General features: G+C 68.3%; 21 protein-coding genes and 5 pseudogenes. 18 read left to right on the top strand and 8 right to left on the bottom strand.

Going from position 1 to position 25008, the window contains the following annotated elements:
- Positions 1–390: 390 nt before the first annotated feature.
- Positions 391–1113 carry a hypothetical protein gene (locus ACIBJH_RS40540; protein WP_399121952.1) on the bottom strand — a complete coding sequence of 241 codons (723 nt, stop codon included), beginning with the start codon at positions 1111–1113 and terminating at the stop codon, positions 391–393.
- Positions 1114–1767: 654 nt separating this feature from the next.
- On the opposite strand from ACIBJH_RS40540, the gene ACIBJH_RS40545 reads away from it, so the two are divergent.
- The 8 genes from ACIBJH_RS40545 to ACIBJH_RS40580 all read left to right on the top strand — a co-directional run bounded on the left by ACIBJH_RS40545 (position 1768) and on the right by ACIBJH_RS40580 (position 10579).
- On the top strand, positions 1768–2181 hold the full coding sequence (locus ACIBJH_RS40545) for a peptidase inhibitor family I36 protein (protein WP_399121953.1): 414 nt from the start codon (positions 1768–1770) through the stop codon (positions 2179–2181).
- Positions 2163–2537, top strand: coding sequence for a helix-turn-helix transcriptional regulator (locus tag ACIBJH_RS40550; RefSeq protein ID WP_399121954.1), 375 nt, complete (start codon positions 2163–2165; stop codon positions 2535–2537). The genes ACIBJH_RS40545 and ACIBJH_RS40550 overlap by 19 nt, the downstream gene beginning before the upstream one ends.
- A 525-nt stretch (positions 2538–3062) precedes the next feature.
- Positions 3063–3386, top strand: coding sequence for a hypothetical protein (locus ACIBJH_RS40555; protein ID WP_399121955.1), 324 nt, complete (start codon positions 3063–3065; stop codon positions 3384–3386).
- Between the two features lie 480 nt (positions 3387–3866).
- Entirely contained in the window at positions 3867–4382 is a 516-nt protein-coding gene (locus tag ACIBJH_RS40560; protein WP_399121956.1) for a hypothetical protein, read from the top strand.
- 193 nt (positions 4383–4575) lie between these two features.
- Positions 4576–6789 (top strand): hypothetical protein, encoded by a 2214-nt coding sequence (locus ACIBJH_RS40565; RefSeq protein WP_399121958.1) that lies wholly within the window; start codon positions 4576–4578, stop codon positions 6787–6789.
- Between the two features lies 1 nt (position 6790).
- Positions 6791–9049, top strand: coding sequence for a toll/interleukin-1 receptor domain-containing protein (locus ACIBJH_RS40570; protein ID WP_399121959.1), 2259 nt, complete (start codon positions 6791–6793; stop codon positions 9047–9049).
- 278 nt (positions 9050–9327) lie between these two features.
- The gene (locus ACIBJH_RS40575; RefSeq protein WP_399121960.1) at positions 9328–10170 is read left to right on the top strand and encodes a transposase family protein; all 843 of its coding nucleotides are present in this window, start codon (positions 9328–9330) and stop codon (positions 10168–10170) included.
- Positions 10171–10219: 49 nt separating this feature from the next.
- Positions 10220–10579 carry a hypothetical protein gene (locus ACIBJH_RS40580; protein WP_399121962.1) on the top strand — a complete coding sequence of 120 codons (360 nt, stop codon included), beginning with the start codon at positions 10220–10222 and terminating at the stop codon, positions 10577–10579.
- A 223-nt stretch (positions 10580–10802) separates the two neighbouring features.
- Here ACIBJH_RS40580 and ACIBJH_RS40585 read toward each other — a convergent pair whose 3' ends face one another.
- Complete coding sequence (locus ACIBJH_RS40585; protein WP_399121963.1) at positions 10803–11036, bottom strand: hypothetical protein; 234 nt, start codon at positions 11034–11036, stop codon at positions 10803–10805.
- A gap of 58 nt (positions 11037–11094) precedes the next feature.
- Between ACIBJH_RS40585 and ACIBJH_RS40590 the strand changes: the two genes are divergently transcribed.
- The 5 genes from ACIBJH_RS40590 (at position 11095) to ACIBJH_RS40610 (ending at position 16160) form a co-directional block, all read left to right on the top strand.
- Positions 11095–11787 carry a TetR family transcriptional regulator gene (locus tag ACIBJH_RS40590; protein WP_399121964.1) on the top strand — a complete coding sequence of 231 codons (693 nt, stop codon included), beginning with the start codon at positions 11095–11097 and terminating at the stop codon, positions 11785–11787.
- 257 nt (positions 11788–12044) lie between these two features.
- A complete protein-coding gene (locus ACIBJH_RS40595) occupies positions 12045–12461 on the top strand; it encodes an AzlC family ABC transporter permease (RefSeq protein WP_399121966.1) in 417 nt (138 codons plus the stop codon).
- A gap of 363 nt (positions 12462–12824) precedes the next feature.
- Positions 12825–14174: an IS630 family transposase gene (locus tag ACIBJH_RS40600; protein ID WP_399121967.1), complete on the top strand. Its 1350-nt coding sequence runs from the start codon at positions 12825–12827 to the stop codon at positions 14172–14174.
- 265 nt (positions 14175–14439) lie between these two features.
- Positions 14440–14922: a nitroreductase family deazaflavin-dependent oxidoreductase gene (locus ACIBJH_RS40605; protein ID WP_399121968.1), complete on the top strand. Its 483-nt coding sequence runs from the start codon at positions 14440–14442 to the stop codon at positions 14920–14922.
- 590 nt (positions 14923–15512) lie between these two features.
- Positions 15513–16160 (top strand): hypothetical protein, encoded by a 648-nt coding sequence (locus tag ACIBJH_RS40610; protein WP_399121991.1) that lies wholly within the window; start codon positions 15513–15515, stop codon positions 16158–16160.
- Between the two features lie 6 nt (positions 16161–16166).
- On the opposite strand, the gene ACIBJH_RS40615 is transcribed toward ACIBJH_RS40610, so the two are convergent.
- The 4 genes and pseudogenes from ACIBJH_RS40615 to ACIBJH_RS40630 form a co-directional block, all read right to left on the bottom strand.
- Positions 16167–16643, bottom strand: a complete 477-nt coding sequence (locus tag ACIBJH_RS40615; protein ID WP_399121970.1) for a hypothetical protein — start codon at positions 16641–16643, stop codon at positions 16167–16169.
- A gap of 130 nt (positions 16644–16773) precedes the next feature.
- Positions 16774–17034 (bottom strand): annotated as a pseudogene (locus ACIBJH_RS40620) (transposase); the annotation flags it as partial.
- A 1090-nt stretch (positions 17035–18124) separates the two neighbouring features.
- A pseudogene (locus ACIBJH_RS40625) lies at positions 18125–18220 on the bottom strand (transposase); the annotation flags it as partial.
- A 460-nt stretch (positions 18221–18680) separates the two neighbouring features.
- Positions 18681–19352, bottom strand: coding sequence for a TetR/AcrR family transcriptional regulator (locus tag ACIBJH_RS40630; protein ID WP_266501868.1), 672 nt, complete (start codon positions 19350–19352; stop codon positions 18681–18683).
- 106 nt (positions 19353–19458) lie between these two features.
- On the opposite strand from ACIBJH_RS40630, the gene ACIBJH_RS40635 reads away from it, so the two are divergent.
- From ACIBJH_RS40635 to ACIBJH_RS40655, 5 genes and pseudogenes are all read left to right on the top strand, one after another.
- Positions 19459–20292: an SDR family NAD(P)-dependent oxidoreductase gene (locus tag ACIBJH_RS40635; protein WP_266501871.1), complete on the top strand. Its 834-nt coding sequence runs from the start codon at positions 19459–19461 to the stop codon at positions 20290–20292.
- A gap of 77 nt (positions 20293–20369) precedes the next feature.
- Entirely contained in the window at positions 20370–21119 is a 750-nt protein-coding gene (locus ACIBJH_RS40640; RefSeq protein WP_266501873.1) for an SDR family NAD(P)-dependent oxidoreductase, read from the top strand.
- Positions 21120–21232: 113 nt separating this feature from the next.
- A pseudogene (locus ACIBJH_RS40645) lies at positions 21233–21433 on the top strand (prolyl oligopeptidase family serine peptidase); the annotation flags it as partial.
- A 76-nt stretch (positions 21434–21509) separates the two neighbouring features.
- Positions 21510–21812 (top strand): annotated as a pseudogene (locus tag ACIBJH_RS40650) (DUF4158 domain-containing protein); the annotation flags it as partial.
- Positions 21811–22102, top strand: a pseudogene (locus ACIBJH_RS40655) (Tn3 family transposase); the annotation flags it as partial. The pseudogenes ACIBJH_RS40650 and ACIBJH_RS40655, both read left to right, overlap by 2 nt.
- A gap of 12 nt (positions 22103–22114) precedes the next feature.
- On the opposite strand, the gene ACIBJH_RS40660 reads toward ACIBJH_RS40655, so the two are convergent.
- Positions 22115–22978: an SDR family NAD(P)-dependent oxidoreductase gene (locus ACIBJH_RS40660; RefSeq protein ID WP_399121971.1), complete on the bottom strand. Its 864-nt coding sequence runs from the start codon at positions 22976–22978 to the stop codon at positions 22115–22117.
- 466 nt (positions 22979–23444) lie between these two features.
- The gene (locus ACIBJH_RS40665) at positions 23445–24842 is read right to left on the bottom strand and encodes an FAD-dependent oxidoreductase (protein WP_399121972.1); all 1398 of its coding nucleotides are present in this window, start codon (positions 24840–24842) and stop codon (positions 23445–23447) included.
- Positions 24843–25008: the final 166 nt, after the last annotated feature.

Genomic DNA, 25008 nt, shown 5'->3' on the forward strand with positions numbered 1-25008 from the left:
CGGCGTCGGGCCTCGGGCGTCTTGTTGCCGCTGGCCAGGTCGGTGACGAGGGATGCGGTCCACCCCTCGGGTGAGGGCTGCGGCGGCATCAGCCGTCAGAGGATGTGCCAGAACGGGCCTATTTCGTTCCGGCCTACGCTGTGTCATTCCAACGGGCCCCTGCCCGGGTGCGTTTGCCCGCTGGGCAGAGGGTCGTTGTCGACGACATCGACCGATTGAGAATCGGCGCCGGGACAAAGGCTCCGGCCCGCTCAGCCAGACGCCGATCTTCCGTTCCGGAAGGCCCCGGGAGTTGCCCATGGCGAAAAGCTCCTTCTGCGCAGACGCCTGGCCCGTGACGAAACCGACTGAGCCGTTGGACATCCACATCCCGAGATGCCGAGATCCTGCTCACCGACTCTCGAAAGCCTCTTGGACCTGGCGGTGGCCGACCTCGTCCCGCGACCAGATGCGCACACGACGACTCGGATTCTCGCGGTCCCAGCTTTCGCTGTCGCAGACCGCGGCTGACTCGGACAGCCGCCATCGTGAACTTTCCCACGAGGCTTCCGGTACGTGGACGAGTCCGTCCAGAACCTCGGCGGCCGAGGCGGCCGCGGTACCGCCGGCAGGCCAGGGCCGCCAGACGGACACGGCGTCGGTGAGGGCATGGGATTCGATCAGGTGGGTCATCGAGGGAGCCACGGGGAGGTACGGACTGCTGCCGTCCACGTCAGTGCCGACACTTCCGTCCGTATGGATCAGGTCGCGGCACGGCTTCGACACGCGCTGTCCGAGCCATTCGAAATACCAGCCACCTCGCACGGGATCCTGCCAGGCCCGTGTTCTCACGCCGAAATGGTCGTACTCCCAGCTGTAGGCCGTCTCGCATCGCTTCCCGTTCAGCGTCCAGCTGTGCCGCACCTGGTAGCGCAGGCCACCGAACCTCTGCTCGAAGCCCTCGCATCGAATGATCAGCTCCATGGGAGCCGGCACGAGATGGCCTGCGTGGTCGTGCACCCGCCACATCTCTATCGGGACTTCGAACCTGGCCGGACTTTCACGTCGGCCTGTACGACGAAGGAGATCCTGAGCACGCTCCGACAGCTCGGAGGGATTGTCCAGGATGCGCATCCTGTACTTCATTTCCAGAGGCAGCAAATGTCAGCAAGAGCGGCACCCAATCGCGGAGTTCAACGCATGAGTGAGAGGGCCGCTCCATCAACCCGTCCGCAACCGTCAGCGGCATACTGCTGACACTGGGACCTGCCAAAAACCTCTTCGGACCGTCACAGGTACGGATACGAGGTGGTCGACGTCCAGCTTCCCGGCGCTGTCGAGGTGGCGGTCGTCGTACGGCGAGTAGCAACTGCCTCCGGTCAGAGCACAGTTGGGGCCCTGGACGGGCGTGACGACGGCCTCGGCCTTGAGGACCTCGGCCCTCGTTGTCTGCGTCGCGTTTCCGGGTCTGAGTCCCATGTGCCACAGGTGCTTCGCTCTGTCGTGCCTCACGAAATGTGATGACGAGGCCAGGCACAAGAGACCTGGGCGAAGACTCACCTCGGCCTCACCATCAGGACCGTCAGCCACCCGAAGGACGCGAGCGGGTTCGTCGTCCTGCCCCGCCGCTGGGGCGTTGAGAGGTCGGGTCCACCAGCAGGTGCGTACAGGTCGGACAAGGTTTCGACAAGGTCGGCATTCCACACTCCGTGCAGCACCGCCGAGGGCCGGCCCGGGACGTATTCTCCGCCGGCTCGATCAAGGATCACTCACGGGAAAGGGTCATGAATGAACGTCACGACACGCACAGTCCGCAGGACTCTGAGCGCGACCGTCGTCGCCGCCACGGTGGCGGCTCTGGGCCTGCTGGCACCGAGTTCGGCCGAAGCCGCCGCGAGTGACTGCCCTTCCGGCAGCCTGTGCGTCTGGGACCAGATCAACTACACCGGAAACAGGTGCACTTGGAGCAACGCCGACGACGACTGGACCAGCGGGTCCGTGACGTGTTCATGGGCCGACGACCGTAACGTCAAGTCGGTCTACAACCACGGGACTTCTTCCTCGTACGAGGGAGTCGGCCTCTATTCCGGAGCGGGCCAAACGGGGTATCTCGGCTGCATAGGACAGGGCGTGAAGGGCCCTGGCGTCAGCGGCGGCCCCGGCCTCAAGGTGCGCTCCCACAAGTGGCTCGCCAGCTGCTGAGTCCGTTCACCGGAGAGAGTGAGCACGGCACGGGCCGAGCGCCCGGTGGGGCCGCCGAGGGGGAGCGGCCCCACCGTCGCCGATGCGGATCCTGCTACGGCGACCAACTCTCCCCGCGCGAGGGGGAAGTGGTCCGGCTGCTGCTCACCGGTCTGACCAACCCGGCCATCGCACGCGCACTTTCCCGTTCCCCGAAGACCGTTGCCGTGCAACCGAACTCCGCCATGCGCACATGCGGAGTGACCTCGCGCACCGCACTCAGCGGAGCAGATCCGGACTTGCGGAGCAAACCTTCAGAGCAGATCGGACCCGTAGACCATCCCCTGGATGCAACCGGTGCGGAGCCGCCCCCGTAGGACTTCTTCCTGCACCCATCGCGGAGGTTTCGCCGGGGCAGCGGCTTCGCCGGAACGGGACGCGCGGAGGGCGACGTTCCGGTCCGCTGAGCGGCACAGGTGTGGTGGACCGATGGCCCCCTGCCCAAGATGAGGGACGTGCCGAACCCCGCCTGCTTCCGTCGGGGCGTGGTGCACCGGCTGTGCCGGTTAGTGGGCGTTCTGGCGGTATTGAACGATTCCCGACTGTGTCGGGGTGCTGATTGCCTGGTCATGGGGTGTGGGCGGTGGTCCGCGGTCGTGGGGTGCTTGGAGGATGTCGGCTCCTGGGCTCCTGACCTTGGGCGGCTGTCGCGCCGCGCCTGGGACGGGCTGACGGCTGTTCATGCCCGGGCATGCCGGTGCGGGCACTGTCCGAACCGGCGCGATCCGCATCCCGCCGGTCCGGTGTGCAGAGCGGAAACACCAATCAGCCCCGAACGGGGCACTTCCACCGGGCTGCCGGACTTCTTGGAGTCGGCGCCACGCAGGGAACGGGGACATCTCATGCTCACACTTGCCCGTCTGGGAAGGCTCGGCCTGGCGGTGGGCACTGCAGCCGTTGTGGCCGTCGGTCTGTCCACCAACGCTCAAGCCGCTACGGGAGCGCTTCGGTACTTCTCGATCAGCGGTCAGGAGTTCCGGATCACCAACCCGCCGAACAACGTCTGCATCAACCTCCAGGTCCAGCCGGATCTGATCGCCAACCAGACGGACAAGACGATGAGCGTCTACTCCGGCGCCAACTGCACCTTCTTCGTCCTGAACCTGGACCCCGGTCGCTCGGTGGCCCATATAGGAGGCCCTCGTTCGGTGCTGTTCATTGGTTGAGGGGGTGACAGGAACCGGCTTCCAGGCACGTCACCGAGCGGGAGCCGGCCGGTCCGCATGTGCCAGGGACAGCCGACGGCACCTCCCGCGCATCGGTGTTCCGCGCGCCGCGTCCGCTGACAGTGTCATTCCGTGTGCGCGGTCGTGGACGCACCTGGAGTGCTCCGATTGGCCCGCGGGCAGCGCTGTTTGTACCCCCTTGCCGAGCGCCGTGTCCGAAGCGACCCTGCTGACTACGTCGGTCCCGGAGCACGGGCATCCGACGACCGGGAGCGGGGATGGAAGAACGCCGGACTGAACCTCACGCAGGATGGCCCCGCCGATGTCGTCATCGTCCTCATATCGGGCGCAGCGGTGGACGATCCGGCATGGCCGGAACAAGTCGCGCGGCATCAGGACGTACGGCTGGTCCCGGTTCGCGTCGATCAAGTCCGGAGCAGTCGGGCGCCTGAGCACCTGCGTCCCATCAACTGGGTCACGGTGGATCCCGTCTCGCCGGTCACCGCATTCGGCACCGTGCTGGTCGCCGCGCTGGGCGACCCCGAGCACGTGCGGGCACTTCGTGATCTGCGCGGCCAGACCGAGGCGTGGGTCCGGGGCGGTCGAGGACCGGAGCGACTGATCGCCGACCACCGGCAGGCGGCGGAGGCCCACGAACTGATGGCCGTTCTGCGCGAGGACGGCTACATCGACACCAGCGGTCCTGTCGGCGAGTTCGTCCAGACGTCGTTTCGGCACACCGCGTGGGAGCGGAGCAGGGAGCGCCGGCGGCGCACCCTCTGCACCGTGTTCGCCGTCGTGATGCTGCTGATCGCGGCAGCGGCACTGCCGCGGATCCTGAGGACCAGGGGCACCGACTTCAACGCCCTGGTGTCCTTGAGATGCGTTCTCACCGTCGGGCAGCTCGGCGATGTACCCGCTTTCGCCGGCGTCATGGCCCGCCGGTGCGGTCATCGACAGCCTCAACCAAGGGCGTGGCATCGCACCCCGTTATGAGAAGGCAGCCACGATCCATCCGGCGGGACTCCCCGTGACAGGCGTTTTCCTCTGGTCCGTACGGTGATCCGAGCGAAAGACCCTAGTTGTGGACAACTGGTGGCGCGTCAGGGGACGGAGGGTTGTAATAGTCCTCCAACCGGACCGAACGGGATGTTGTGGCCGTCGTCGCTCCGGGGTGTGAGGGGGGAAGGTGCAGGACGGCGAGTCCACGCCCACAGCCAGCCTGGTCGCCGTGGACGAGGACGCGGCCTGTGTGCGGGCGGTGCGGCGGTCGCTTGAGGCCGGCGGGATAGAGGTCACCGACGCAGGCGAGGTGGCTGTGATCGTCATCTCGCAGGCCTCGGTGGAGAACGCTGCCTGGCGGGCGAGGCTGACAGACCATCGCTTCGTGCGTCTGGTCCCGGTCCGGGTGGACAGGGTGAGCAGTTCCAAGGTGCCGGAACTCAGCTCGCTCAACTGGATCATATGGAACCACGACGCCCCGGTGACTACGTGTGGCAGCATCCTGGCGGCGGTGGCAACCGAGCCGGAAAAGCTGTGGCGACTGCGGGATCTGCGCGCGCAGGCTGATGTCTGGGCACGAACCGGACACCACGTCGAGCATCTGATGGGCGACCCCCGCAGAGCGCGGGACGCGGAGCGGTTCCTGGCAGAACTCGCGATCGACGAGAACGTACCGGGCAACGAGACGGTCGCCCGCTACGTCCGTCTCTCCCGGGCCCAGGCTGGGCGTTCGCGCCGGTGGAGGTGGATCCGTGGCTGGGGAGCGGTCGCCGTGGCGTCGCTGGTCGCCCTGGCTGTCGCCGCAGCGGTTCCGCTGATCGCCAAGGCGAAGCAGACCAACTTCGATGCCGTGGTCACCACCGGCGACCGCAGGGTCGAGCAGCAGGAGCCGGAGTGGTCGTCGCTGCTGGCCGGCGCGATGCTGCTGAACGGTGATGCGGGCCAGAAGGAGCTGGCCCGGCTCACACTGGGCGACACGTTGTCTGTGCCGTGGTCCCAGGGCACCTTGAATGTCGGTGTCGGGTACTCGCTGGAGGGCATGCAGCCCCTCGGCCGCGGCGAGCGGTCCGTGGTGCGGCTGCGCGCCCACAGCGGCGTGCCCCATCTCGGAATCTACGACGTGCGGTCGGGCGCGGTGCTGTACCACGTGGCGGTCGGCGGGATCGGTGAGCTGACGGACATGGACGCAAGTCCTGACGGCCGTACGGTGGTGGCCGTCGGCCCCGCCGGACTTGCGGTGATGGACACGGCGACCGGGCACGTACGAACCCTCCCTGTGCGACTGGCCCGCGAGTCGGTGGTGGTGTGCCTGTTACGGGACGGCCGGGTCGCCGTCGCGAACGACGCCGGCGTCCTGGAGACGGTGTCGCCACGAGGCGGCACTGTGCGTCGGTCCGGGGCGTTCGGCGAGATCCTGTCCCTGGAAGCCACCACGCACGGTGGCGCCAGAGCCCTGGTTCGGCGCGGGAGGAACGACTACGCGCTGGTGGACGCCGCCAGCGGTCGGGTGCTTGCACAGGGCACGGTCGCCGACCCCCTCGTACCCACGGGAGGGGTGGCTCCGGACGCGGATTACGGCGTGGTCACGGGGGCCGATCGGCAACTGTGGCGCCTGGTACCGGGACACGCCCCCGTACCGACCGGCGTGGCCGTGTCCGACCGTACTTATCTCACCGTTGTGCTGCCCGGGGAACGCGTGGCGATCGGCGGGCAGGACCAGCCGATGCGGGTACTGCACCTGCCTACGCACAGCGATCTGGGAATCATCTGCCGTGACGTCCCGCAGGTGACGAATCTGCGGGTCAGTAGAGATGGGACGACGGCCAACTGCCTTGGGTACAAGGCCGACGCGGTGTGGCAGGTCCCGGACGGTCCGGTCACCGGCCCGGTCCGCGTTCCGCTCTCGTCCGCCGCGAGGGCCGAGGCGGACGGCGTCCTCGTGGAGTCCGAGGGCCGCCGGACACGGATCCGCTACCGCCGCGACGGCAAGTCGTACCAGAGCGGCTGGATGACCCTGTTCGCCGGCGACGTCTCGGCGGTCGCGGTCTCCCCGGACGGCAGACAGGTTGTGATCGGCTCGGTGGCGGGAGACGTCGCGGTGGTGACGACCCAGACCTCCACCGCGCTGCGACTGGTGAAATGGAGGGTTCCCGACTCAAGCTCGGTTCGAGCGCTCGGCTGGCGGGACACGGACCCGGTGGTGCAGGCGGCGGATGGCCATACGTGGCGAGTCGACGGCTGCCCCGGCTGCTCCACCGACCAAGGACTGATCAAGCGTCTGGTCAGCCGGATGAAGGGGTGCTGGACCGCGCCCGCCCAACTGCACAGCCTCGATGCGGCGACGCGGCGCACGCTGCACGCGCACCTGTGCGGCCCCCTACCGCCGGTCTTGGAGGGATGACATGCCGCACCTCTTCGTCTCCTACAGCCGCAGCGACGAGACCTGGGTCAACGAGCTCGTTGTCTGCCTCACCGACCGCGGGGTGCCGGTGTGGATCGACCGCAGCGACATGTTGGCTTCCGCCCCCTGGCGTCGTGAGGCGCAGGAAGGCATCGACGCCGCGGAGCTGGTCCTCGTGTGCGTCTCCGACTTTTCGCGAGCCTCCGGCGCATGCGCTTGGGAACGCTCCATTGCGGAGAACCAGGGGAAGCGGATCCTGGAAATCGAGGTCGGTGCCGACCTTCCCTCCGTGGCACCCCGCCTCGCGGACGTCTACGCGAAGATCCGGCGGGAAGAGGAGTGGCGTACGGAACTACGCGTGCGCTCCCGCAACTGGGACGCGGCAGGCCGTCCGCGGCAGGCGCTCGCCGGAGCACGGGAGCAGCGGCTGATGCGCCGTCGGCTTCCGGTCGGACCGGTGGGCGCGCCCGAGGCCATGGCCTATTTGGCAGCCAGCCGACGAAGGACGGTCCGAAGACGATTCATCTCGGCGGGCAGCGTGTTCATCTCGGTGATTGCGCTGGTGTCCTACCTTGTCACCTCGACCATCCAGTCGAACTGGGCCCGGTCCAACGCCGCGGAAGCCGCCAACTACCAGGCGTCCAGCTGGCGGATCCGAAGTGCTGCGACCGACCCGTACAACGCCTTGGAGACCGCCGCCACGCTGGGAGGGGACGAGGCAGCCGTCCACTCGTTCGCCATCGAGGCGGCACTGGAACACCCGGTGCCCGACGACGCGTTCAGTGTGCCGTCGCACTCGCTGCGATTCCGCAGCTCACCCGTTGCGGGAACGGTCGTCGTGACAGCTGCGGACGGCACCAGCTGGGTCCGACAGTCGGCACAACGATCGGTCCGCACCGCTCGTCGCCTGGACCGGCCCGGCCCTGCGGCACACTCGCACGACGGCCCCCTGTCCGTGGCCTCAGGACCCGGCCCGGCTCAGCTCACCGTCCGCCGACACGGCCGACTCCTTCGGATCCTGACGGCCACCGAACGCCCGACGGCCTACCGCCTGGCCCCTGATCAGCGATGGCTCGCGGTCGCCGGAGCAACGGGTGTCGACATTGTCGACGTGGATCGCGGCACGGTGCGCACCCGGCTGACCGGTGCGGACGCGGTCGGGGACGTGGCCTGGTCCGTGAATGGCAGCCGACTGTGGGGGACCACGGGCCACCACGTCGTGTCCTGGCCGGTACGGCACGGCACCCTGCTGGTGAACCGTCCAGGAACGTCGTACCAGGCGCTGCTTCCTGCGGCGGACCCGCATTTCGCCTGGCTGGCCGACCGCAGCGGCACGCTCAGCCTTACCCGGCTCGCGGACGGCACGGCTGTACGGACCCTGCGTCCGGGCGGCACGATCCTGTTTGCCGCAGCAGACGTTCAGGGCCGTGTCGCGGTCCTGACCGGGGGCGGGGGCGGCCTGCGGGTGGTGGACCTGGCCACCGGCCGTACACGAACAGTGAAAGTACCCTGCACCGCCGGGGAGGCAACGCTCACCACGGACGCAACCACCGCATACGTACCGTGCCTGCTCGGCGACGTGGAAGTGGTGTCGACGACTTCGGCCCGGGTGACTCGCGTCCTGGCCGTACCCAAGCACGATGCCGCTTCGGTCGCTGTGGTGCCGTCCACGGGCCGGGTTCTGGTCGGCGGCTACGGCGGCGACATCTACGCCTACGACGACCAGAACCGTTTCCAATTGCTTCACACCCTGAAGTGCGGTCCGATCGTCGACCGTATCGCCATGACGCCCGACGGCCGCACTCTGCTGCCCGTGGGAGACGGCACCGGCAGCATCGGCTGCACACAGGAGATGGTCACCCACGGCGGACACACCCAGTGGAACGCGGTGATCGACGCGATACCCGACTCGATGCTCGCCCGCGCCGCGGCCTACGATCCGACGGGCGCCGAGTTCGTGATCGGCTACTCCGACGGCACCATGACCCTGCATCCGCAGAACATGACGCCGCGCGAGGTCGTCACCGACCTCCAGGGACCGGTCAGCGGCATGCTGGTGGCCCCCGCCCCGCACCCGGGCGGTCAGGCGCAGCTCTACGTGGCGACCCGCGAAGGCATGGTGGAGCGACTCGCACTGTGCCCCTCATGCCTCAGCAATGCCGCCATGGCCCTCCGGGCTCACGACATGGTCGAGCGCGCCGTGGCCATCGGCCTCGCCCACTGGGTGACCGAAAAGCCCACCCCGACTGCGACGAAGTGAGCTGATCCGCGGAGAGGCGGCACTGGCGAGCGAGGACACGAACAGTGCACCGTGCCGCTGGCTCCAGGCGGTGAGCCGTTGGTTCGGATCACCGCTCCACGTCGAAGCGGGTTTTGCCCGCCAACATCTCCGATGACGAAGGGAACATCGGAGCCAAGTCTCGTGCGAGACAGGGGGCGGCCCGGGCTCCGGCGCGGGGAATCAATTGTGGCCGCCGGGCGCTTTGACCTGCGTGGAGAGGATTGATTTTCGAATTGCGGCCGTAACTCGAAGAGTTGATGTTCTCCTCGGTGGAGGACGTAGTGGTGGAGTCGGTCGAGCTGACCGACACGGTCGTCCGGGTCGAGGCCCAGAGTACGGTCCGGCAGGCGGCTTGCCCGGGGTGCGGGTGCCGGTCAGGGCAGATACGCGGCTCCTACCCCCGGTTTCCTCGTGATCTGCCGACGGCAGGCAAGTTCGTTGTGGTGTTGTTGAGAGCGCGGCCGTTCGTCTGCGCGGAGGAGGTCCTGCCCGCGCAGGAGCGCTTGTCAGCCGGAACACCTTGCTGGGGCTGGTCACTTCGCTCCCGGAGCCGCTCATCGCCGCGCCCCGCGTGGGTGAGTACGCCCAGCGCAAGGGCTGTAACTACGGAACCGTGCTCGTCGACGTCGAAATGCGTCGTTCCAACGACCTCCCGCCGGACCGGGAGGCGGACACGCTCGTGGCCTCTCACAGTGCGCGGTGAGAGCGAGCACGACGACCAGGCGGTGGCGCACCCCACGCGGTTCACGCGCGTCCGGCACCCCGGCCACCCGCTCCACCAAGGCCCGGGACCTCCTCGGGGCCGACCTGCGGATTCTCACGCAGTTGGTCAAGGGCAGGTGGGATCAGAGATGATGCGTCGCCAGGCACGGTCCTCCACTCGGATCACGGGTCGTAGAGAACTCCATGATCTTGGAAACCGTGTCTGTCACGTTCCGAGAGCACCGCCGAGTCGACGGTTCGCCACGAACCGGGCGTCACGCGACTACGTCGAAGCCCTGGGCCGGATCCCGCTCGATGTGCGCGGTTTCAGGTCTTCCCTGCAATGCGACTCCCGGCCAAAGTCCGCGCGCCGACGTTGGTGTTCAGTCCTCGTGTGATGCCGCGCTCTGGGCGATGACGGAGCAGCATGGCACGGGGAGGAAAACGATGTATGAGACGGTCCTCCGGACCGAGGACCTCATCAAGACCCATGTGCCTGTGGAGCTCTTGAGCGAGTACGCGTCCGACTTCCGCGTGACCGATCGCGTCCTGACCCTCGGGAGCGTGGCGGTCAGGTCGATGCATGCCCCACCGGTGACCGTACGGCGGACACGGAAGCTCGTCCGGCAGGCCGATCCCGAGGTGTACCTGGTCTCGCTCCTTTGCCAAGGCAGCATGGAGGCGGCGGCGATCCGCCTCGTGGGTACCTTGAAGGCGGGTGCGCGCATGAAGTCGCCGAACCGGGCCGGAGCCGGCAGCATCAGGATCCTGTCGTCCTTTCTTCTTCCGGACGAGCGGCTGAAGTAGATCGGCGACGCGCGTGCAGTCGTCCTGTCCGAGGTCGATGTGGACCTCGGTGAGGCTGAGCGTGTGGCGGGTGGGGCAGCCGCCGTTGCCGAAGCAGACGTCGGCGCCGTACGTGCCGTTTATGGCTCCGACGATGGTTCCGGGATGCTGGGAGGCCGCCTTCAGCCCGGTCTTCCGGTACCAGGTGCCCAGGTCTTGGGCACCTGGTAGCCGCATCGCTTCATCAGCTTCGCGTCGTACCACGGGACGGTGGGGCGATGTCGTTGAGCAGGCAGTACGCCTTCCCGCCGGATGTGCAGGTGTCGAGGGAGACGGGGTTGAAGCCGCTGCGGACGGACTTCGGGACCAGGCCGTCGAGCGGGGCCGCGTAACCGAACTTCGCACTCGCGCGGGTCGCGGCCTCGGCCGGGCAGGACCCCGGGACCCGGTGTCTCGCGTGTCCGAAGGCAAGGGACAAGGCGCAAGATCATGTCGGCAGGGTCGGCCGTTGACGGTACGGCTTAGGGTGAGGCCTCATGGGGAGACCACCTGGACACGGCCCGGACTACGAGGTCAGACGGCAGGACATCATCGACAAGGCTGCGGCCCTGTTCGCACGGAAGGGGTACGCCGCGACCGGCATTGTCGAGCTGGGGACCGTGGTCGGGCTCGCGAAGGGTGCCTTGTACTACTACATCGGCTCGAAGGAGAACCTTCTTGTCGAGATCCAGGACCGGGTCATGCGGCCCTTGCTGGCCTCCGTGCGCCGGATCGCGGAGGTGGAAGCCGACCCGGTTCTGAAGCTGCGGATGCTGTCGCAGACACTGGTGGAGAACATCCTCGCCCGGCTCGATCACGTCTGGGTCTACGAGCACGACTACCGGAACCTGGACGGTGCCAACCTGGCCCGACTGCTGGGCAGGCGCCAGGAGTTCGAGGACGTTGTACAGGGGCTTCTCGTGCTGGCGGTGGAGGACGGTTCGTTCCGCGAGATGGACCCCAGGCTGGCCACACTCCAGTTCCTCAACATGCACAACCACACGTACCAATGGATCAAACTCGACGGTGAATGGGACGCGGAATCTCTTTCTCGCGAGTACTGCACAACCCTCTTCCGCGGCTTCGCGGCGCCGGGCCGGCAGTTCGACGAAGTCGAGGACCGCATGCGTGAGTTCCTCGCCAAGAGGGTGACGGCCCCGCCGACACCGCTGGAGACGTCTGTGGACTGAGGCACCCTGTTTCCTGGGAGTGGGGCCCGGCGGCAGCGGCGGCTCCGCTGGATGGTGGGTATGCGAGAGCGGGAGACCGGGGAAGAAGACGTCCGCTGGTTTGCGCGGGACGCCTGGAGCTTCCTGATGGGGGCGGGTTCGTGATGCCGGCCGACAGAGGAAGAGGTCTTGAGTGGACCGGCCGAGGTCTGAGGACCGCGGTCTACCCCTAGACGTGGAACCTGACCGACGTTCGCGAGTGAGCGGCCTCCACCTCCGTGGGGCTGGACCCACTCCCGGTCGGCCTCGCCTTCGGGGTGCTCGTCACCCATGCCGGCCTGCCTTGGTGGCGCGCGAGCCTGTTCACCTCGGTCGTCCACGCCGGCTCCTTCGACTTCCTCCTCGTGTGTCTGCCCGTCGCGGTCACCCCCCTGGCGACGGTCGCGTTGACCGCGTTCCTGGTCAACGTCCGCCATGTGTTCTACGGGCCGTCGTTCCCCCTCGACCGTGTGCGCGGGCGGCTCGCCCGCAGCTGCAGTGCTGTCGTCCTGCCCGACGAGGCGTACGCCCTGACCAGCGGCGACCGGGCCGGTCCCGGATCGGTTCCCGCATCCTGTGGCTCCAACGCTCGCGGAGTTCTACCGGGTCGGGGGCGTCATCGCCGGCGCCCTGCTCGGTTCCGTCGTGCCGGGTAGCGTGACCGGGAGTGTCCTGGCCGACGGCTGAGCCCCGCGACCAGAGGAGTACCCCTCGGGGTGGCGGCCCTCGTCGCACCCCTCGCCTGGCCGGGCCCCGCTGCCGCGCTCGTCCTGTGCGCAGCCGCCGCGGCCCAGGTGGGCGACGCCGTCATCGGAATCGCCACCCGGAAGACGACGATGATCGCGGGCGCCTCGCTGCTCACCGCAGTACACCGACGAGGACGAGGAACCGGACCACCCCGGCCACAGCGAGGAACATCCGACCGAAAACCGGCGCTAAGCCGGACCGCTCCGAGGACAAGATCGACCTGAGCGCCAACGGCCGTACCGGCGACCGGCGATGAGCAGGGGGTTCCACCCATGGGTAAGCGCCCGGCCGAGAAGGCCAAGCAGACACCGCCGCTGTCCGACGACCGCATCCGGGCGGGCTGGCAGGGCCCGGCGGGCACCCGTATCCACCTCGCCCGTCCGCAGGACGTCGAGGCGGCCGACGCGCTGATGGCCACCACCGGAGACGGGGTGAGGATCATCCCCGTCCTGCGCGCCGCCATCGAGGACGGCACGGCGGCCTCCACCATGCTCGCTGGACTGGGCGGCACGGACGCCTTCCACGAGGCCGCCTCCCTCGCCTTCACCAGCCGTCCCATGCACGAGTCGCTGACCACCGTGTCGCTGACGCTGGTCGCCACCGACCAGCAGGACCGCGCCGTCGGCGTGCTGTCCGCGACCGCCCCCGGCACCCTCATCGAGACGGCCCTGAAGAGCGGCTACGGCTCGGAGAAGGCCATGGCCCTGAGCCTGTTCGTCGCCAAGGTCCACGGCCTGGCGGTGGCCGGGCCCGCCCGCGGCCAGGGAATCGCCCCCGCACTGCTCAAGCGAACCTGGCAGGTCCACCAGCAGCTCGGCTACTTCCTGCTGTACGGCTCGTACTGGTCGACGCGGACGCTGGCCGGCCATCTGAAGCGGCGGGAGGGCATCTCGGTGTCGTGGCATTACATCGCCCGCATCTGGCGTGAGGAGAATCTGAAGCCGCACCGCTCGGGCACCTTCAAGCTCTCGAAAGACCCGGCATTCGCGGAGAAAGTCGCCGATGTCGTCGGTCTGTACCTGGCCCCGCCCGGTGGCGCCGTGGTGCTGTCGGTCGACGAGAAGACCCAGGTGCAGGCCCTGGACCGGACCCAGCCGGTGCTGCCGGTGGCCTTCGCGGCCACCGAGAAGCGCACCCACGACTATGTGCGGCACGGCACCACGAACCTGTTCGCCGCTCTGAACGTCACGACCGGTGAAGTGCTGGGCGAGTGCAAGCCGAACCGGAACGGCGCGAACTTCCTGGCGTTCCTGAAGAAGGCCGTCAAGCCGCATACGGGGAAGGAGATCCATGTCGCCCTGGACAACCTCTCCACGCATACCACCCCGGACGTGAAGGCGTGGCTGGCGAAGAACCCGCACGTCCACTTCCATTTCACCCCCGTCGGGTCCTCGTGGTTGAACCAGATCGAGATCTGGTTCGAGATCATCACCCGGCAGTCCATCCGCCGCGGCACGTTCGCAAGCGTCAACGTCCTGGTCAAACAGATCCGCGACTACATCAACTCCTGGAACGAGAACGCGAAACCCTTCACCTGGACCGCAACCGCCGACGAGATCCTCGCCAAGGTCCTACTCGTCCAGACCAGCGTGAAGAAACTCGTCAATAACAACTCGAAGTAACATGATCAGGATCACGAGACACTAGCCGACCATGATCAACCTCAACGGCACTTCCTGTACCGCAACTACTCACACCTGCCCCGTCTCATTCGATCTTGCTGCCGGGTGACGCTCTGATCTGCAGAAAGACAACTTCAAGTGATACGGCGGTACCGTGCCGTCTCACTTGAAGTTGTCGGCAGAGCGGGAACGGCGGTCTCGCCTCCGCGCGACGCATGTGCTGAACTGCGCAACATAATCCGCACGCGACGATGGGGTGAAGGCGATGCCTCTTGAGGGCGAGTACGGGCCGAGTCCAGCACAGTGGATTCGCGAACAGGTCGAGCTGTACGAGAGTTCGGGCGGCACGCAGGGCACGACGCTTTGGGACACGGGCCTGCCCGTCGTCATTGTCACGATGCGCGGCGCGAAGAGCGGCAAGATCCGTAAGATCCCGGTAATGCGTGTGGAGCATGAGGGCCGCTACGCCGCCGTGGCCTCGAAGGCTGGCTTCCCGCATCACCCGGTCTGGTACTTCAACCTCAAGTCCGACCCGCAGGTGGAGCTCCAGGACGGCTCTAAACGCCAGGAGATGACGGCCCGTGAGCTCACCGGAGACGAGAAGGCCCAGTGGTGGCAGCGCGCGGTCGCCGCGTATCCGCCGTACGCCGAATACCAGGAGAAGACCGATCGTGTGATCCCCGTCTTCATGCTCGAACCCGTGCGCGAGGCTGGGCCGGCGGACGCCCCAGCGCCGACGAGGAACTGAGCTCCGGGCCACACTTGCTCGGTCCGACAAGGCGCCTCGCGGCTGGGGATAAAAACCCGACGCCGGCCCTGACAGTCTCACCTGACCTTGCTCCCGGAAGGCGAACGGAACAAGGTCAGACGAGACAGAGGCAAGGTCGCGTGAGACGGGACAACACCCGTGAAGCCCGGCTCTCGGCGTGCGCCCACCGTTCGGCCTGTCATCAAACGATCGAATGACGACAGTCGCGACGGAGGTCCAATGGACCCGGGGATCCAGGGGTCTGACGACGGCTCAGATCCAATCGGATCCGATGACGGCTGAAGACAGGGCTTGATGACAGTCCGGGTCCGATGCGCCGACAGAAGCGGGGAAGAGCGTGGCCAATCTGGTCTACAAGAGGGTGTCGACCGACCAGCAGTCGACCGACCGGCAGGACCTCGTCCTCGACGAGGCCGGGATCGACGATCCGGTCGTCTTCGAGGAGGAGCCCGGCACCTCCAGCCGCCTCCACCCGCTTCAGCGGCCGAAGTGTCGACGATCTCGTATTTCCCCATGCGGAACTCCTCGTAATTGGCCAAGGGAACGGCGGAGTCGGCGTCGTCGTGGCCATGGGGAGGACGGGGGCGCGTCGTCGTCCCCACGACGGCGCGTTCTCCGCCATGGACCTCACCGCCCGCCACCCGCGCACCGGCGAGCTGCTGTCCACCGTGAAGTTCATGGTGCAGACCCTCGCCGCCGCCGGCGACCTCCAGCGCGAGCTCACCTACGACGGACTGCGCGCCGCCGAGGCCAAGGGCAACAAGGGCGGCCGACGCCCGGTCGTCACGGCGGCGAAGGCCGCCGCGGTGCGCGCCGGGTACCTGGGTGGCCAGTCGATCGCCGGTCTGGCCCGCGACCACCACGTTAGCCGGGGCGCCATCCGTACGGCCGTCGCCGACCTCATGCCCGAACACACCGCCGTCGACCAGGGCGCCCCGGCTCCGGAGCTGCCGGTCGCCCTCGACATGCCGGGCAAGGTCGCCGATTTCCTGCGTACTGCCGAACTGGAGCCCGCCGAGCGGGCCGCGCTCGACCTGGGCGTGACCGTACGGCGCGGCCAGGGCTACACGCTGCGTATCAGCACCACCCCGGCGGTCCACCGCCAGCTCCTCGCCCACTGCCAGCCCCTCGACGGCGCCCGGAGCGTCCCGGCCCAGCGCAAGGCCCGCCGCGAATACGAGAACCGCGTCAGCACCCTCGCCACAGCCGGACCATGATCGATCTCACCGGAGACTGCCCTCCACGGTCCAGGCGGCAGTCTCGACAGTGAGGCGGCTCCCGCAATCGTCCACGCAGATCAGCGGATGCACAGGGTGCTCGTCGGCCAGGTCGAGGCCACGTGCGAGTGCGGCCACTTGGGCGGACTGGCGGGTGCACTCGATCGCTTCCTGCAAGTGGGGCGGCACACTGACGGGCTCAGCGACAAGCAGCACACGACGCCCGTCAGCAAGGAGAAACGAGCCCACTTCGTTCTGTCTCTGTGACAGTGGGAACGGGGGGCTACCCGAAGCAGCGAGCAGGACCGAGACGTGAACGGCCTGGCCGGGGCCCGGGCTGACCAACTCGACTACCCGCCCCTTGCTCTTCTCGGGTTCGTAGTGCTGAAGATCCGAATCGGGCAGGAGAACGGCATACGCCTCGACCCACCCAGGCACGACTTCGTCGAGCGGAGGTGAGAACTTGTCGAACGCGCGGTCCATATCCTCTGGCAAATACCGGCTGGCGACCTCCTGGCTTACGAACGCAGTCCGCCACCGTCCTGACTCATGGAGGCTGACCTCGGCCAGTTCGCCCACTGAGCGACTCTGTCGGGAATCTTGAGGACGGGCGTCACTTCCCTTGGTGCCACCACAGAGGCCGGGGTAAGTCGCGTGCGTCGAGGTACTGCTGGAATGCTGTGGGAGGGCGGGGCCGATACGAGCCGTCGGCGGGTTCTTGAAGGCTCAGTCGCTCGACGTTGATCGCGAGTGCGGTCAGGACGTGCTGGACGTGCGTCTTGGCCAGGCCGCGGTAGCGGCACCGGCGTCCGCGGTGGCCGTCCGCGAATTCCTCGATGGTGCCCTCGGCCCCCGAGCGTCGCCCGTAGAGTCGGCGCCAGTCCGCATCCTGCTGGTCGGCGCGGTTCCTGGTTTTGGAGTTCGTGCAGGCGGCGGGTGGGAAAGTACAGGCTGCGAAACGGGCCTGGAGTGCACTTGGCCCGCTCGGGGCAGCGGCCGCACTGGCGGGCGTCGAACCGGACTGTGACCTTGGTCGGCTCGGCCACCGGCAGGTCCTGCCAGTTGCCGCTGACCTGCCCGGTGGGGCAGGTTACCTCGCGCTGGTCGAAGTCGATGATGAAGTTCTCCCGGCCGAATCCGTCGTTGGCCCGGTGCTGCGGGGTGGTGCTGGGCGGAAGCGGCCCGATCAGAGTGACGCGGTGCAGGCGGGCGGCGGCGTCCATGCCGGCCACGGATGGGTAGCCGCCGTCGACCAGGTGCCGGTCCGGCAGCAGGCGCAGCCGCCTGAGGCGGGCGTGGATGCCTGGCAGTGCCTGGCTGCCCGCGCTGGAGACGACGGTGGCCACGTCCGTGATGACGTTGATCCGCTTGTCGTCGCAGGTCACGTGCACGAGGTAGCCGGTCCAGCGGGTGTCGCCGCGGCGTGTCCAGCGCGCCTCGGTCTCATACGGCGACTCGATCTGAATCCGGGAGGGCGGCTGGCCGTCGCGCTTCGTGCGCGGCCTAAACCGCCCCTTGGCATCCACCAGGAAGTGCTGCACCAGGATCGTTCGGAGCACCTTCGCCTGCGCCGGAGCGCCGCCGGGGAACCGGGCGTCAAGGCGTTGCAGCAGTTCGCGGGCGTCGTTGCCCACCTGCTCCGGGCGGGCGACGGGGCGGCTGGGCTGGGAGCACAGGCGAACCGGCCGGCCGTAGCGTTGGGCCCATTCGGCGGTGACCAGCTCATCCAGCACCTCTGGCGCGTCGCGGGCCGTCTCTTCCAGCACGGCGCGGACCGCCTCGGTCACCAGCTCCAGGCGGGTCAACTCCCGTGCGGCGGAAAGGACGTGGGTGGAGTCGGTGCGCTGCGTGACGCGCCCCTTGAGCAGGCCGGCCCGTCGGATGCGGGTGAGTGCGAGGCCCAGTAGCCGGTCGGCGCGGTCGCCTTCGGCGAGCCGGTCGCGGAAGTCGGACAGGACGCTGTGGTGGAAGCCGGGATCGTCCAGGTCCAGTCCGAGGGTGTACTTGAAGTCGATTCGGCAGCGCACCGCCTCGGCGGCCTGGCGGTCGGAGAGGTTCATCGCGTACTGCAGCACGCAGACGGTGGCGAGCTGGGCGGGTGAGAGCCCAGGGCGGCCGTCGCGCGGGTACCAGGCGGTGAAGTCCTCGTCACTCCAGAGGCCATCGAGGCGGTCGCGGATCCAACATCGCGGTGGTGCCCTTGGGGTTGGCCGCGCGGGCAACCCGGGCGGTCAGCGGCGGGATCTCGGCTCCGGAGTGAGGTTGAAGGGACACATCGGGCTCCTGGGGAACGAGGGCGGGACGTTCCAACGAGCCTGACGCAACGTCACGATCGTTAACTGCCGTCCTCAAGATTCCCGACAGAGTCGCTCAATGCTCGTCGCTCACGTCGGTCTTGTAGGGCTTGTGCTCGCTCACGGTACCCAGCCCAACATGCCCATGGCCGCCGACCGGTCGGGATGCCGCACCGCCACACGTTCAGGTGACGGCAAATCTCCTATGTACTTTCATTCCGCCCTCTCAGATTCGCGGACCGGTCAGGCCGTTGATGAGTGCGGTCAGCAGCACGGTCATGCGGGGCTCGAAGTCGACGTGTGCCGAGGCCAGTTGAGGCACTCGCTCATACAGGAGCTCCAGGGTCTCCCCAGGGTTCGCGTACTGCCAGAAGGCGGGAGCCAGCGCGGTGGCGGCGGCCACGACCTCGCGTCCGTCCGCCCGAGAGAGGGCGGGCAGCGCCCGGTGGAGGGCATCGGCGAGTTCGTCGACGACCCGGACCGCGGCGCTCTTGTACTCGTGCAGGCAGTCGATCGGAACCTCGCGTTCCAGGGAGACGGCCGCATGGGCGAGGAGGTCGCAGAAGAGTGAGTGCTCCGCGAGGGAGGCGGCGATCGAGCGGGCAAGGCCGTTTGCGTCCAGCGGCCCGGCTCCGGTGAGCTGCTCGGTCAGGTCCCGCGACCACGCCTGCCACGACGCGGTCGCCAGGCGCAGCAGGATCTCCTCACGCGAGGAGAAATAACCGCGAACGGCTGAGGCGTGCACGCCGGCCCGCTGGGCGATCCCCTTCAGCGTCACCGTTCGGGTTCCGCCCGACTCCGCAAGTTCGGCGGCCGCCTGCAGCAGGTCCCGGGCACGACGCTCCCGATGCTCGGGCGAGCGGGCTCGCTGGAAGGCGGGAGGTTCTGTCGTGTCCATGGAGTCGAGTTTAACGCACTCGGGTTGCATTGTTAGCGCAACTCAAGTGTGCTAACTTAAGGCAATCGAGTTGCGCAAAACGCCAACCGTGGACGAGGAGACATCCATGAGCGAGCAGGTCTGGTTCATCACGGGTAGTTCGCGCGGTCTGGGCCGCTCGGTGGCGGAGAAGGCGCTCGCCGCCGGTCACCGGGTCGTCGCCACCGCCCGTCGTACCGAGGCGCTGGACGACCTGGCAGCCAGGTACGGCGACCGGGTGCTGGCGGTCGAGCTGGACGTCACCGACCCGGCGCAGGCCCAGGCCGCGGTCGACACCGCGGTGCGGGCGTTCGGGCGTATCGACATCGTGGTCAACAACGCGGGCTACGCCGACATGACCCCGATCGAGGAGGTCACCCTCGATGCCTTCCGTGCGCAGGTCGACGCCTGCTTCTACGGCACGGTCCATGTGACCAAGGCGGTGCTGCCCGTCTTCCGCAAGCAGAACAGCGGCTACTTCATCCAGGTCACCTCGATCGGCGGCAGGCTGACCGCTCCGGGCCTGGGCGCTTACCAAGCCGCCAAGCACGCGGTCGAAGGGTTCTCCGGCGTCCTGCACAAGGAAGTCTCGCCCCTCGGCATCCGTGTCACGCTCGCGGAGCCGGGCGGCATGCGCACCGACTGGGCCGGTTCCTCGATGGAGATCCCCTCCTTCGACCCCGCCTACGAGCCGACGGTCGGCGCTCAGGCCAAGCACCTGCGCGGCTGGACCGGCACCGAGCCGATCGACCCGGCGAAGGTCGCTCGTGTGTTCCTGGACCTCGCCGACAACCCCGAGCCCCCGCTGCACCTGGTGCTCGGCGGCCACGCCGTCGACTACATCGCCGAAGCCACGGAGCAGCAGGCGGCCGAGGACGCCGAGTGGGCGGAGATCGGACGTTCCGTCGACTTCACCGGCTGAGGGCCGCACCCCGCCCCGGTTCCACCATTCCCGGGCACCGGAGACCCGGCCCCGGCACACGTGAGGAGACAGGCATCATGAACACTGCGCTGGAAGGCAAGGTCGCCCTCGTCACGGGCGCCGGCAGCGGCATCGGAGCGGCGACGGCCCTCCTGCTCGCCGAGCGGGGGGCTGACGTGACCCTCGTCGGACGCCGCAAGGACAAGATCGACGAGGTGGTCACCCGGATCCGTGCGGCCACCGGCCGTGAAGCGCTCGCGGTGGCCGGCGACGTCGCCGTGCCGGACGACCTAGAACAGGCCGTCTCCCGCACCGTCGACCGGTTCGGCGCCCTGCACTACGGCGTCAACAACGCCGGAATGTCCGGCTACTTCGAGCCGCTGCACGAACTCAGCACCGAGAAGTGGAACCGAGTGCTGGGCGTCAACCTGTCCGGCCTGTTCCACGGGATGAAGTACGAGATCCCCGCGATCCTGGCCGCCGGCGGCGGCGCGATCGTCAACGTCTCCAGCGTCTTTGCCGACCGCGGCGGTCCCACGCCCGACTACTCCAGCGCCAAGCACGCGATCCGCGGCCTGACCCGCACGGCGGCCAAGGAGTATGCCTCCCAGGGCATACGTGTCAACGAACTCCAGCCCGGTGTGATCTCCACCGAGATGACCGCGGCCCATCCCGAGGAGGCACAGAAGGTCGCCGACAGCGGGATCCCCATGCGCCGAGTGGGCACCGGTCACGAGGTCGCGACGGCGATCGCCTTCCTGCTCTCGGACGACGCCTCCTACATCACCGGGGCGCACCTTGCGGTGGACGGCGGCTTCCTCGTCTGAGACCCCGGGCGGCCCCCGGGACGGGGACGGTGCCGCTCTCGCCGGCCGGAGCCGGCCGCATCGTCCCGGGCCGCCCGCGAGGCGGCCGACTCCGCCCCTGCACAGCGCCTGACATGGCAGACGCGGTTCGTGAGTGTCTCGGCAGCCAGCCGCAAGTCGCGCAGACCCGCCTCGGCGGCGATCGTCTGGCCGACCCGGACCGGCTGGGCATCGGCAGCTGGAGCCACGGCGGATTCATGACCGCGTGGGCCGCAGGGCGCGGCGACCGCTTCAACGTGGCGGTCATGTGCGCAGGGATCAGCGACTGGGCGATGCTCGCCGGTACCGGTGACTGGGGAGCGCAGGACAGCGCGCTGGCCGGCGGCCACGGCTGGCAGGGGGCCGACGCAGTGCGAGCACGCGTGGGAGATCCAGGAGGCATACGGCTACCGCCTCTACGAGGACCACGCCGCGGGCCGGAAGTTCCGGGCGTTCCTGCACGGGCGGGCCTGGACGGCGCACGCCGAGGGCCCGAAGGCATTGTTCGATCACGCGGTGGGCTGGTTGCGTCGGCATCGGGTGCTGCTGCCCGGGGTGAGTGCGCTGGCCCGGCAGGTCGCCGAGGTTCGGCGGATCGCGGACAAAAGGCTGCACACGACGGTCGCCAAGACGGCCCGGCGGGCCGATCCGGCTCAGCCCGGGGACCTGGTGGGCGTATCGGGACGGAATGGAGGACCAGATCGGATCGCTCGGCCTGGTTCTGGACGCCGTGGTGCTCTGGACGACGCAGTACATCGACGCCGCCGTCGCCCAGCTCCGCGCCGAGGGGCCACGAGATCCGCGACGAGGACGTCGCCCGCCTGTCCCCGCTCAAGCACCGCAACCTCAACGTCCTGGGCCGCTACAGCTTCAATGCCTCCATCCCTGCCGGCGGGAGCCTGCGGCCGTTGCGCGATCCGCAAGCGGCCGGGCTCGACGACGATGAGAACGGTGGGCAGGACTGACAGGGCGGTGGCTCAGAGGGCGAACTCGACGGGTTCCTTGCCCTGCGTGACGAGGCTCTTCCACAGGTCGCTGGGGTTGCCGGTGGAGGCGTTGCGGAACTCCTCCCAGTACCAGTCGGTGCCCAGGAGCTGCTTGACGCGGGGTACGGCGACTCCGTCGGGCCCGGTGTAGTAACGGACCTTCTCGATCCTTCCGTCGGTGACCGCCTGATAGATGGCCTTCGCGGTCACGGCCGGGCTGGAGCCGGTGCCCTGCATGCTGAAGAAGCGCTGCATGCCGGACTGGTAGTCCTCGGGAATGTCGCCCGCCTGGTCGATCTTTGTGAAGATGCGTGTGGCGTGGGCGCCCGGGAAGACCGCCTTGACCGAGACGCCGAAGTCGGCCATCTCGACGTTGAGGCCCTCGGAGAAGGCCGCGACCGCGGCCTTGGAGGCGGCGTAGACGGCGGTGTAGGGGTAGCCCTGGTCGGCGCTGATCGAGGAGATGTTGACGATCACGCCGGAACGCTGCTTGCGGAAGTGCGGCAGGAAGGCTTTGGTCAGGGCCATCAGGCCGAAGACGTTGGTCTGGAACTGGTCGTGGATCTGCTCCATCGATGCGGCCTCGACGGGGCCCATGTGGTAGTAGCCGGCGTTGTTCACCAGCGCGTCGATGCCTCCGAACTGGGCGGCAGCCTGTTCGGCGAAGGCAGTGTCGGCGCCCTCGTCGTTGACATCGAGCAGGAGGGTCTTCACGTTCGGCAGGTCGTTGTGGATGGCGAGGTCCGTCTCCTTGCGGACGGTCGCCACGACGTTCCAGCCCTGGGACGCGAACAGGCGGACGCTGTCGCGGCCGAAGCCGGAGGTGGTGCCGGTGATGACAACGGTGCGGTTCATGAGGGGGACTCCTTCGTGACTTTCTGTGCTGGATCGGTAGATGTGCGTCTGCGCTCGGCTTGAAAGGGAGAGCGCAGACGCTTCGCGTCGGCTCCGCAGGTCGCCGTTCGCAAAAGTCCTCTCGAAACCGGCGTGTGGTGCGAGGCACTCCTGAGAGGCTGCCGCCATGGATCTCAGTGCGTTGTGGCAGACCGGATCTTGTTCGAGACGTGCGGTGCGGGGGACCGTCTGGACGGAGGTGCGGGTGCGGCCGCGGGTATGAAAGAACGGGCCTTTTGGTAGTGACGCGGTTACGACACCCACCACAACCAAGGAAGCCCGTTGCTCGATCGGTTGAGCAGCATCTCTGTGCCTGCGTCCACCGCGGTCATCCCTGCGTGTGCCCGTCCCCGACCCCTGCCGTTGGCCGGACAGGCCCGGTCCACGAACACTGCGGTGCCGCCTCCGACGATGGCACTGCTGCGGGCTATTCGACGTTCTGGTTGGCGGCGACGGCGCGTTCGAGGAGGGCGGGGTCGGCGAGGGTGGCGGGGTGGCGGAGCATGTAGGAGACGTCGTTGAAGGAGCGAGCGACGCTGCCGTCGACGGTGCTTGCGCCGATGACCTGCTGAAGTGCCCAGCGCTGCCGGCGTACGTCCTCGGGGGGCTCGACGCCGGCCAGCGCGTCGAGGCGGGCGCTGTCGCCTCCGGCGGATACCGCCCATGCCGCGTCGACAACCAGTTGCTGCAGGGCGAAGAAGTCGGTGGCGGGCCGGGTGAGGTCGGGGTCGCCGGCGAGGTATGCCGACAGGCAGGAGCCGTGGAGCGCGGCTGAGGACATGCCCTGGCCGTAGACCGGGTTGAAGGAGGCCACCGCGTCGCCGACGACTGCCAGGCGTGCGGGGAAGCGCTCCAGGCCGGTGAAGTGACGCCGCCTGGATTCGGCCTGGTGGTAGGTGACGATGTCGCGGGTGACGGCGCCGGCGGTGGCCTGGGCGAAGACCGGGGGCAGTGCGGCGCAGGCCGCGCGGAAGTCGTCGATGGTCCTGCCGGGCCGGTCGTCTCCGTAGCCCATCAGCATGACGAGCCACTGCTTGTCCTCGACAGCGTTGGCGGCGGCGACGGACACCCCGTCGGGCCCGGCTCCCGGGCTGCAGAGCGCCAGTGCGCAGGGCACGTCGAGGTAGGTGGACTGCACGTCGCGTTCGAACAGGGCGGTGGCGTAGTTGATGGGGCTTTCCAGCCGCTCCAGGGCGGGCTTGTCGTAGCCGTCCTGGCTGATCCACTCCGAGAGCCTGCTGCCGCGTCCCATCGCGTCCACGACGAAGTCGGCTGCCAGGGTGTGCTCGGCGGTGCCGTCGGTGTAGGAGACGGCGCTGACCGCGCCGTCTCGGTACGACAGGCCCGTCGCCCGGCCCCGCACCAGGGAGACGCTGGGCCGGGCCAGGACACGGGCACGGATGCGGGCTTCGAGGAAGGGCCGGCTGCAGGTGAGCAGGTGGTGATCGGCGTGGCTGGGCGCCTGCGGGTGACCGTCGAAGGCGGTGAGTACCCTGCCCGCGCCCGCGTCGGCCAGGACGGCTCCCATGTCGAGTGCTTCCTGGGTGAATCCGGGCAGCCACCGCTCGACCCATCGGTGGCCGGCCGGCAGCAGCGTGTGCACCTGGTGGTCCTGCGGCACACTGGGACGTGACTGGCCTGTGGCCGACAGCTCGTCGCGCTCGATGATGACGACACGGCGTGCGTGGTCGGTCAGCACGCGCGCTGCCAGCAGCCCGGCGATGCTGCCGCCGATGACGCAGGCGGTGTCGAGCTTCGGCGTAGAGGCAGCGGGTGGTGCTGCCGCAACGAGTCCGTCGAAGGCGGATATCACAGAGTCGGACATGGGCGAAGTTCCTTAGCGGGACGGGCCGTTGCACGGCGTGCAGGGTGAACCAGGAACACGCTAGGGTCCCTCACGTGCCGCGACATTGCACCTGCGTGCCGACGGCGATGGACTTTTGTGCCATCGTGCGTGGACCGGCAGTGGCTCCGCCCACGGCCGACCGCAG

Origin of the sequence: Streptomyces sp. NPDC050548, assembly GCF_044457385.1 — a bacterium.
Classification (GTDB): Bacteria; Actinomycetota; Actinomycetes; order Streptomycetales; family Streptomycetaceae; genus Streptomyces.

Excerpts from the sequence above, each read along its gene's own strand:
- ACIBJH_RS40605 (WP_399121968.1), top strand. The coding sequence starts at position 14,440 with ATGCCTCTTGAGGGCGAGTACGGGCCGAGTCCAGCACAGTGGATTCGC.
- ACIBJH_RS40640 (WP_266501873.1), top strand. The coding sequence starts at position 20,370 with ATGAACACTGCGCTGGAAGGCAAGGTCGCCCTCGTCACGGGCGCCGGC.
- ACIBJH_RS40545 (WP_399121953.1), top strand. The coding sequence starts at position 1,768 with ATGAACGTCACGACACGCACAGTCCGCAGGACTCTGAGCGCGACCGTC.
- ACIBJH_RS40610 (WP_399121991.1), top strand. The coding sequence starts at position 15,513 with ATGGGGAGGACGGGGGCGCGTCGTCGTCCCCACGACGGCGCGTTCTCC.
- ACIBJH_RS40665 (WP_399121972.1), bottom strand. The coding sequence starts at position 24,842 with ATGTCCGACTCTGTGATATCCGCCTTCGACGGACTCGTTGCGGCAGCA.
- ACIBJH_RS40555 (WP_399121955.1), top strand. The coding sequence starts at position 3,063 with ATGCTCACACTTGCCCGTCTGGGAAGGCTCGGCCTGGCGGTGGGCACT.
- ACIBJH_RS40630 (WP_266501868.1), bottom strand. The coding sequence starts at position 19,352 with ATGGACACGACAGAACCTCCCGCCTTCCAGCGAGCCCGCTCGCCCGAG.
- ACIBJH_RS40660 (WP_399121971.1), bottom strand. The coding sequence starts at position 22,978 with ATGAACCGCACCGTTGTCATCACCGGCACCACCTCCGGCTTCGGCCGC.
- ACIBJH_RS40635 (WP_266501871.1), top strand. The coding sequence starts at position 19,459 with ATGAGCGAGCAGGTCTGGTTCATCACGGGTAGTTCGCGCGGTCTGGGC.
- ACIBJH_RS40590 (WP_399121964.1), top strand. The coding sequence starts at position 11,095 with ATGGGGAGACCACCTGGACACGGCCCGGACTACGAGGTCAGACGGCAG.
- ACIBJH_RS40575 (WP_399121960.1), top strand. The coding sequence starts at position 9,328 with ATGTTCTCCTCGGTGGAGGACGTAGTGGTGGAGTCGGTCGAGCTGACC.
- ACIBJH_RS40600 (WP_399121967.1), top strand. The coding sequence starts at position 12,825 with ATGGGTAAGCGCCCGGCCGAGAAGGCCAAGCAGACACCGCCGCTGTCC.
- ACIBJH_RS40580 (WP_399121962.1), top strand. The coding sequence starts at position 10,220 with ATGTATGAGACGGTCCTCCGGACCGAGGACCTCATCAAGACCCATGTG.
- ACIBJH_RS40570 (WP_399121959.1), top strand. The coding sequence starts at position 6,791 with ATGCCGCACCTCTTCGTCTCCTACAGCCGCAGCGACGAGACCTGGGTC.
- ACIBJH_RS40615 (WP_399121970.1), bottom strand. The coding sequence starts at position 16,643 with ATGGACCGCGCGTTCGACAAGTTCTCACCTCCGCTCGACGAAGTCGTG.
- ACIBJH_RS40540 (WP_399121952.1), bottom strand. The coding sequence starts at position 1,113 with ATGCGCATCCTGGACAATCCCTCCGAGCTGTCGGAGCGTGCTCAGGAT.